The 7976-nt window shown below is 69.0% G+C and carries 8 protein-coding genes and 1 pseudogene; 4 read left to right on the plus strand and 5 right to left on the minus strand.

All coding sequences use genetic code 11. The features are described from left to right. Positions 1-23: 23 nt before the first annotated feature. From RWO82_RS09350 to RWO82_RS09360, 3 genes are read right to left on the minus strand one after another with little or no spacing between them, the layout of a single operon-like run. Positions 24-1010 (minus strand): NUDIX domain-containing protein, encoded by a 987-nt coding sequence (locus RWO82_RS09350; protein WP_314426043.1) that lies wholly within the window; start codon positions 1008-1010, stop codon positions 24-26. Further along, positions 1007-3172: an RNA degradosome polyphosphate kinase gene (locus RWO82_RS09355; RefSeq protein ID WP_314426044.1), complete on the minus strand. Its 2166-nt coding sequence runs from the start codon at positions 3170-3172 to the stop codon at positions 1007-1009. The genes RWO82_RS09350 and RWO82_RS09355 overlap by 4 nt, the downstream gene beginning before the upstream one ends. A 53-nt stretch (positions 3173-3225) precedes the next feature. Then, on the minus strand, positions 3226-3909 hold the full coding sequence (locus RWO82_RS09360; RefSeq protein ID WP_314426046.1) for a response regulator transcription factor: 684 nt from the start codon (positions 3907-3909) through the stop codon (positions 3226-3228). Positions 3910-3983: 74 nt separating this feature from the next. On the opposite strand from RWO82_RS09360, the gene RWO82_RS09365 reads away from it, so the two are divergent. From RWO82_RS09365 to RWO82_RS09375, 3 genes are all read left to right on the plus strand, one after another. Continuing rightward, positions 3984-4271 carry a hypothetical protein gene (locus RWO82_RS09365; RefSeq protein ID WP_314426049.1) on the plus strand — a complete coding sequence of 96 codons (288 nt, stop codon included), beginning with the start codon at positions 3984-3986 and terminating at the stop codon, positions 4269-4271. A 182-nt stretch (positions 4272-4453) separates the two neighbouring features. Then, positions 4454-5056, plus strand: a complete 603-nt coding sequence (locus RWO82_RS09370) for an FABP family protein (protein ID WP_314426052.1) — start codon at positions 4454-4456, stop codon at positions 5054-5056. A 1-nt stretch (position 5057) separates the two neighbouring features. Next, positions 5058-6179: a glycine cleavage T C-terminal barrel domain-containing protein gene (locus RWO82_RS09375; protein ID WP_314426053.1), complete on the plus strand. Its 1122-nt coding sequence runs from the start codon at positions 5058-5060 to the stop codon at positions 6177-6179. A gap of 22 nt (positions 6180-6201) precedes the next feature. Here the strand turns inward: RWO82_RS09375 and RWO82_RS09380 are convergent, their stop codons facing one another. After that, entirely contained in the window at positions 6202-7026 is an 825-nt protein-coding gene (locus tag RWO82_RS09380; RefSeq protein ID WP_314426055.1) for a class I SAM-dependent methyltransferase, read from the minus strand. A gap of 60 nt (positions 7027-7086) precedes the next feature. Here RWO82_RS09380 and RWO82_RS09385 point away from each other — a divergent pair, with 60 nt between their 5' ends. After that, a complete protein-coding gene (locus tag RWO82_RS09385) occupies positions 7087-7836 on the plus strand; it encodes a phosphoglyceromutase (RefSeq protein WP_210098604.1) in 750 nt (249 codons plus the stop codon). Positions 7837-7892: 56 nt separating this feature from the next. On the opposite strand, the pseudogene RWO82_RS15560 reads toward RWO82_RS09385, so the two are convergent. After that, positions 7893-7976, minus strand: a pseudogene (locus tag RWO82_RS15560) (phosphoglyceromutase); the annotation flags it as partial.

Raw genomic sequence — 7976 nt, forward strand, 5'->3', positions numbered from 1 at the left:
CTGCCGGCCTGACGCCACCGCCCTCAGATCTTGGGGATGTGCGTCTCGATCGCGATGATCCCCGAACCGGGATTGGATGCCGAGAGATGCACGACCGAGAATGCCGCGGGCTCGAGGTCTGCGGCACTGCCCACATACGATCCCTGGATGGTTCCGGTGGCCAGCGCGATCTCCGAGAGTATGCCGGGGAGCACAGGTCCATGGCTGCACAGCACGGCGGGCTTGCCGGAGCGCACGCGGCGGCCGATCACCGAGCGGAGATCGTCGTCTCCGTCCTCCCACGCATCCTGGCTGATCTTGTCCGTCTTCACGGCCTTGCGGTCCATGGCCCTCGCGAGCGGCTTCACCGTCTGCACGCACCGCACGGCGTCGCTCGTGACGATCTTGCGCACGCCGAACGCACGCAGCGGTCCGACGATCGAGAGCGCCTGCTCGCGTCCACGGTCGGTCAGCGGGCGAGCGGCATCCGGCCCGTCCCAGTCGGAGCGTGCCAGGGCCTTGGCGTGCCGCAGCGCGATCACCGGGAACGTGCGCAGCACACCGTCATCGACCAGGTTCGCGAAGAAGTCGAGGATCTCGACGTCGACCGGATAGCTGAGGCGCGACCGCGCCTTCTTCAGGCTCACCCATTCGAGTGCGGCGATCTCCCGATTCGGCACGAACGTGGAAGCGCGGATGGCCTCCGCCGTCGCCTCGGCCGCCCAGTAGTGCACGACCTTCTGCTTGTTGGACGGCAGGTGGTAGCGGCTCACCCCGACGGGCACGCCGAGCGAGACGCGGATCCCGGTCTCCTCGTGCACTTCCCGCACGGCGGTCTCGGCGAGCATCTCGCCCGGGTCGACCTTGCCCTTGGGCAGAGTAATGTCACGGTACTTCGTGCGATGGATCAGCAGGATGCGCAGCTTGCCGTCGACGAGACGCCACACCACCGCTCCCGCGGCGTAGACGGCCTTGTCGGTCCATTTCGACCGCGTCTCGCTCTTCGTCCCGGTCGTCGCGCGGGCCGTCATCGGGCCGCCCGAGCGCGTCGTCGGCGCTGGATCAGCCCCATGGTCTTGTCCTGGAGATCGACCAGAGGCTTTCCGTCGGCGTCTTCCGAGTGCCGAGTCCACACGCCCTCGGCGCCCAGGTGCCACGACGTGGTGCCCGGGTCCATCGCGAGGTCGAAGAACGCCAGCAGATCCTTCAGGTGAGCCGGGTCGGTCACCCGCACGAGGGCCTCGACCCGGCGGTCGAGGTTGCGGTGCATCATGTCGGCGCTGCCGATGTAGACCTGCGGGTCGCCGTCGTTGTCGAATGCGAAGATCCGCGAGTGCTCGAGGTACCGGCCGAGGATGCTCCGCACCGTGATGTTGTCGCTGATGCCCTCCAGGTCGGTGCGGAGGCTGCAGATGCCGCGCACCCACACGTCGACCTTGACTCCCGCCGCACTCGCTCGGTACAGCGCGTCGATGACCTCTTCGTCGACCATCGAATTGACCTTGATGCGGATGCCTGCGGGCTTGCCCGCTTCGGCGTTGCGGCGCTCGTTGTCGATCTGCCGGACGAGTCCCTTGCGCAGGTGCAGCGGGGCGACGAGGAGGCGCTTGAACTTCTTCTCGATCGCGTAGCCGCTGAGCTCGTTGAACAGACGAGTGAGGTCCTTGCCCACCTGCGCGTCGGTGGTGAACAGACCGAAGTCTTCGTAGATGCGACTCGTCTTCGGGTTGTAGTTGCCGGTGCCGATGTGCGAGTAGTGGCGCAGCACGCCGTCCTCCTCGCGGATCACCAGCGCGAGCTTGCAGTGGGTCTTGAGTCCCACCAGGCCGTAGACCACGTGGACGCCGGCCTTCTCGAGCTTGCGCGCCCACACGATGTTGTTGGCCTCGTCGAATCGCGCCTTGACCTCGACCAGCGCCAGCACCTGTTTGCCCGCCTCGGCGGCATCGATCAGCGCCTCGACGATGGGGCTGTCCCCGGACGTGCGGTACAGGGTCTGCTTGATGGCGAGCACATGCGGGTCGCGCGCCGCCTGCTCGAGGAAGGCGACGACGCTCGTCGTGAACGACTCGTACGGGTGGTGCACGAGCACGTCGGACTTGCGGATCGCCTTGAAGATGTCGGCGCGCGTGTTGCTCCCGGTGGGCTGGAAGGCCACGGCCGTGGTCGGCAGGTGCGGCGGATAGCGGAGGTCGGGGCGATCGATCCGGGAGAGGTCGAACAGTCCCCGCAGATCGAGGGGAGCGGGGAGACGGTAGATCTCCTTGTCCGTGATGTCGAGTTCGCGGACGAGCAGATCCATCGTGACCTCGTCCATGTCCTCGGTGATCTCGAGACGGATCGGCGGGCCGAAGCGGCGGCGCAGGAGCTCGGCCTCGAGCGCCTGGATGAGGTTCTCGCTCTCGTCCTCCTCGATCTCGACGTCTTCGTTGCGAGTCAGTCGGAACGCATGGTGGTCGAGGACCTCCATGCCCGGGAAGAGGTCGCCGAGGTGGTTCTCGATCAGCTCCTCGAGTCGCAGGAAGCGCTTGATCTCACCGCTCCCCGGCACCTCGACGAAGCGCGGCAGCATGGGCGGGACCTTGAGCCTCGCGAACTCCTGACGTCCTGTGCGGGCGTTGCGGATGCGGATCGCGAGATTCAGCGACAGTCCCGAGATGTAGGGGAAGGGGTGCGCGGGGTCGACCGCGAGGGGCATCAGCACGGGGAAGACCTGAGCGCCGAAGTACTCCGAGAGCTTGGAGCGCTCGTCATCGGTGAGATCGGACCACTCGGTGATCTCGATCCCCGACTCCGCCAGCGCGGGGCGCACCAGCGACCGCCACGCATCGGCATGCCGCAGCTGCAGCGCGTGCGCCTCGCGGGCGATGTCGGCGAGGGCGTCGGCGGGGGAGCGGCCGATGTTGGTGGGCACTGCGAGGCCCGTCACGATGCGGCGCTTGAGACCCGCGACGCGGACCATGAAGAACTCGTCGAGGTTGCTCGCGAAGATGGCGAGGAAGTTCGCGCGTTCGAGCTCCGGGAGCGACGGGTCCTCGGCGAGTTCGAGCACCCGCTGGTTGAAGGCGAGCCAGCTGAGCTCGCGATCGAGGTAGCGGTGGTCGGGGAGCAGCGCATCCGGTGCTTCGATGGCGTCGAAGTCGTCGTCTTCGGCGTCGCCGAGACCTGCGTCGGCGAGAGCGGGATCGATCATGGGGTACATCTAAGCACCGAGAGGTGACGCGCGTGTGAACGCGGCTCGCCGCGTCACCGTGTGGCGGGCACGCTCTCGTCCTCGTGCACGTTGAACCGATACCCGACGTTGCGCACGGTCCCGATGATCTGCTCCTGATCGCCGAGCTTGGCGCGAAGGCGCCGCACGTGCACGTCGACCGTCCTCGTGCCGCCGAAGTAGTCGTAGCCCCAGACCTCGCTGAGCAGCTGCTCGCGGGTGAAGACGCGGGACGGATGCGTGGCGAGGAAATGCAGGAGCTGGAACTCCTTGTACGTCAGGTCGAGCGGCCGGCCGCGCAGCTTCGCGGAGTAGGACTGCTCGTCGATGACCACCCCCGAGGCCTGCACACGAGAGGGTTCGGCGGTCTCCTCGCGGCGCGCGAGGGCCAGACGGACCCGCGCATCGGCCTCTGCGGGGCCGGCTGTCGTGAGCAGGACATCGTCGATGCCCCAGTCGCCGGAGAGGGCGCTCATGCCGCCCTCGGTGACGACCAGGAGCAGCGGAGCAGCCTGCCCCGCCGCCCGGAGAAGGCGGCACAGCGACTTCGCGCCGACGAGGTCGTAGCGGCCGTCGACGATCACGATGTCGTAGTCGGGCGCACTGACGAGTTGCGCCGGCTCGGCGGGGATCTGTCGCACGCGGTGGCTGAGAAGCTCCATAGCGGGCAGGACCTGCTCCGAGACCGGAGCGTTGGTCAAGACCAGGACCTGGGCCACACGCACTCCTTCCGGACGGCTGAAGTATCGCCGTGCCGTAATGATACCGGCCCCCGATGGGTCACAATGGAGTCATGACCGAACCAGCGCTCGCACCGCGTAACGCGTTCGGTGGAGTGCTCGCCGTCTGGGGGGTCGCGCTGATCTCCTCGATCGCCATCGGCATCTTCGTGCCCGAGGTGTATCGCGCGCAGTGGCTGCTGGTGTGCTTCGGCGGTGTGGTGCTGCTCTCGTTCGCCGTGCAGCTCTGGCAGGGGCGCACCCAGGGATTCATCCTCCGGGTCGGCGGGAGCGCGATCGGCTCGCTCCTTCTGATGGGCATGATCTCGATAGGTTTCGCCCTCGCCGCGCTGGCCTCCTGAGAGCCTCACCCGATCGCCCGCGAGACGAGACACCGTCGTGCGCTGAGGGTAGGGTGGAGGCATGGACCTCATGGCGCTCGAATTCTTCTTCATCGGCCTTCTGGGCCTGGCGAGTCTCGCGATCGCGTTCGTCTCGGTCGTGGTGCTGCGAAACCTCTTCCGCGGTCAGCGCTGAGCTCGTCGTGATCGAGATCCCCACCGACCTCCCCGCCGACATCGTCCCGCTCTCGTGGCTGATCGGCGTGTGGGAGGGCACCGGCGTCATCGACTACCCGGTCGACGGGGAGCAGCTGCGCGGTGAGTTCACCCATCGCGTGAGCTTCAGCCACGACGGAGGACCGTTCCTCAACTACGCCGCCACGGCGACCTTCACGGGTGACGATGGCTCCGCGTCCGTTCCGCTCGTCGCCGAGACCGGATACTGGCGCCTCAGCCGTCCGGCTGCCGATGCAGACGCCGGCCCCGGCCTGCTGCCTCCGGTGGCCGAGGGCGTCGAGCGCGGCGTCGACGACGTCGAACAGCTGCGCGCGGCATCAGGGGGATTCCCGATCGAGGTGTCGATCGCGCACTCCGACGGGATGCTCGAGCTCTATCTCGGCGAGATCAACGGCCCCAGGGTCGACATCGCGACGGACGCCGTCGTGCGCGCCGCGGGCGCCAAGGAGTACGGCAGCGCGACCCGCCTCTACGGGCTCGTCGACGGTCATCTCCTGTGGGCGTGGGACATCGCCGCGCTCGGCACGCCGCTGCGCTCGCACGCTTCCGCGCGCCTGGCGAAGGTCTGACATGCCCGGCTTCACGGAGATCGTCGGCGCCGTGCAGGGCGAGCACGGCATCGCCCACTTCGGCGACGTGTTCCGCGAGCAGCGGCGTCTGTCGACCGGTGCCGCGCTGGTTCCCCTCGATGATCGGACCGTGATCGAGGTCGCGGGGCCTGAGCGGCTCGGCTGGCTCGACTCGATCACGTCACAGGCCCTCGGCCGGCTCCGGGCCGGTGACAGCACCGAGCTGCTGGTGCTCGACCCGCAGGGCCGCGTCGAGCACGCGGCCGGGGTCATCGACGACGGCGCCTCGACCTGGCTGATCGCAGACGCCGGCGACGCCGAGGCGCTCGCGGCCTGGTTGGTCCGCATGAAGTTCCGCACCCAGGCGACGGTCGAGGTGCGCCCCGAGCTCGGCCTGATCGGGTTCGTCGACGGGGGAGTCGCGGCGGAGCGGGCCCGCTCCGTGGCGTCCGCGCCCACCGGCGAGCCTCTCGTCTGGGTCGACCCCTGGCAGCACGTGAGCGCGGGCGGTCATCAGTACGCCGAGGTCGCCGAGCATCCCGGCGCTGATCTCGCGTGGCGGATCGCGATCGTTCCCCGCGATGCGGCGGATGCTCTCGCCGACACCCTCTCATCGGACGACGTCGCGGGCCTTCTCGCGGCAGAGGCCCTGCGCGTGGCCGCGTGGCGTCCGCGCTGGTCGGCCGAGGTCGACGAGCGATCGCTGCCGCACGAGTCCGACTGGATCCGCACCGCGGTACACCTCGACAAGGGGTGCTACCGAGGTCAGGAGACCGTGGCCAAGGTGCACAACCTCGGTCACCCCCCGCGCCGTCTCGCCGCACTGCACCTCGACGGCAGTGACGATGTGCTGCCGTCGCCGGGCGACCCCGTCTTCGCCGGGGACGACGAGGTCGGCACCGTCACATCCGTCGCGCGGCACCACGAGGACGGACCGATCGCCCTCGCGATCCTCTCGCGTCGCGCCCCGGTCGGCGATCTGATCGTGCGCGCAGAGGGAGTGCAGATCGCCGCGACGCAGCAGGTCATCGTTCCCGCGGATGCCGGTGCCACGGCGGAGATCCCCCGCATCACGCGGCTGTCCCGCCGACCCACGGCGCCCGACCCGCGTCACACGGCCTGACCGACCCGGGCGCAGGCTGCGCTCACGGCAGGGGTCTCACGGCCTCCCAGGGCAGAGTGAGCTCGCCCAGACGCCATCGTGTCTTGCCTCCCGTGATCGGCCACCCGTTCTCGCGCAGCGCCGCCGCGACGGCGAGGAACCGTTGGGTCGCGCCGAACGCCGACAGCGCGGCCGCCCGATGCCATTCGCGGTCGAGATCGATGAGCAGAGCGTGCACGCGTTCGCCCGGCACGTTGCGGTGGATGAGCGCCTTGGGCAGTCGCTCGGCGACGATGCTCGGGCGTTCGAGCTCCGCGAGTCGGAGAGAGAGCGTGAAGCGCAGGGGAGTCGCGTCGCCGTCGACGTCGATCCAGCTCGCCACGCGGCCGATCTCGTCGCAGGTGCCCTCGATCAGCAGCCCGCCCGGCGAGAGGCGCGCCGCCATGGTGCGCCAGGCCTCGGCGACATCGGATTCGTCGTACTGGCGCAGCACGTTCATCGCGCGGATGATCGCGGGGCGACGCCCGTCGGGGAGCGGGACCTCGAAGCCGCCGCGGCGGAACGAGACCCGCAGATCGGGGTCGAAGGGCGTGTCGCCCTCGCGCACGGCGAGGAGCTGCTCGTTCGCGGTCGCGACCCTGAGGGGATCGATCTCGAGTCCGAGCACCTCGGCATCCTGACGCACGCCGCGCAGTCGGGTGGAGAGCTCGAATGCGGTGACGCCGCTCGCGCCGAAGCCGAGGTCGATGACGAGGGGATCGGCCGCACGACGGAAGGCGGGACTCGATGCGATCCAGCGGTCGTTGCGACGCAGTCGGTTCGTCCCGGTGGTGCCGCGGGTCGGCCGACCGAGAGGAGATGACGCCATGCGTCAATCCTCGCAGGGCCGGGGCATGGACGCGTCCGGCTGCGCCGATAAACTGGGCCCATGACTTCGAAGCGCACCCTGATCCTGCTCCGTCACGGCCGGAGCGAGTGGAACGAACTGAACCTCTTCACCGGATGGGTGGACGTCCGCCTGAACGAGCAGGGCAGGAACGAGGCCCGCCGCGGCGGAGAGCTGCTGGCAGAGGCCGGCATCCTCCCCGACGTGCTGCACACCTCTCTGCTCAGCCGCGCGATCCAGACCGCCAACATCGCGCTCGACGCAGCCGACCGCCTCTGGATCCCCGTCACCCGCTCGTGGCGTCTCAACGAGCGTCACTACGGTGCGCTGCAGGGCAAGGACAAGGCGCAGACGCTCGAGGAGTTCGGTCCCGAGCAGTTCCAGCTGTGGCGCCGCTCGTTCGACGTGCCGCCGCCCGTGCTCGACGACGACAGCGAGTTCAGCCAGGTCCACGACGTGCGCTATGCGGGCATCGACGGTGAGGTGCCCCGCACCGAGTCGCTCAAGCTCGTGATCGATCGTCTGCTGCCCTACTGGAACGACGCGATCGTCCCCGACCTCGAGGCAGGCAAGACGGTTCTCGTCACGGCCCACGGCAACTCGCTGCGCGGTCTCGTCAAGCACCTCGAGGGCATCAGCGACGACGACATCGCCGAGCTGAACATCCCCACCGGGATCCCGCTCGTGTACGAACTCGATGAGAACAACGTGCCCACCGGACCCGGGCGCTATCTCGACCCCGAGGCCGCCGCAGCCGGAGCCGCCGCGGTCGCCGCGCAGGGCAAGAAGTAAGCACGGACACGGAAGGGGCGGATGCTGTCAGCATCCGCCCCCTTTCGTCTGCGCTGTTACTTCTTGCCCTGCGCGGCGACCGCTGCGGCACCGGCGGCGGCGGCCTCGGGGTCGAGGTAGCGGCCGGGGCCGGTCGGGAC

Origin of the sequence: uncultured Microbacterium sp. (genome assembly GCF_963521645.1) — a bacterium.
In the GTDB taxonomy this organism is placed as follows: domain Bacteria; phylum Actinomycetota; class Actinomycetes; order Actinomycetales; family Microbacteriaceae; genus Microbacterium.

Excerpts from the sequence above, each read along its gene's own strand:
- RWO82_RS09375 (WP_314426053.1), top strand. The coding sequence starts at position 5,058 with ATGCCCGGCTTCACGGAGATCGTCGGCGCCGTGCAGGGCGAGCACGGC.
- RWO82_RS09385 (WP_210098604.1), top strand. The coding sequence starts at position 7,087 with ATGACTTCGAAGCGCACCCTGATCCTGCTCCGTCACGGCCGGAGCGAG.
- RWO82_RS09355 (WP_314426044.1), bottom strand. The coding sequence starts at position 3,172 with ATGATCGATCCCGCTCTCGCCGACGCAGGTCTCGGCGACGCCGAAGAC.
- RWO82_RS09365 (WP_314426049.1), top strand. The coding sequence starts at position 3,984 with ATGACCGAACCAGCGCTCGCACCGCGTAACGCGTTCGGTGGAGTGCTC.
- RWO82_RS09350 (WP_314426043.1), bottom strand. The coding sequence starts at position 1,010 with ATGACGGCCCGCGCGACGACCGGGACGAAGAGCGAGACGCGGTCGAAA.
- RWO82_RS09380 (WP_314426055.1), bottom strand. The coding sequence starts at position 7,026 with ATGGCGTCATCTCCTCTCGGTCGGCCGACCCGCGGCACCACCGGGACG.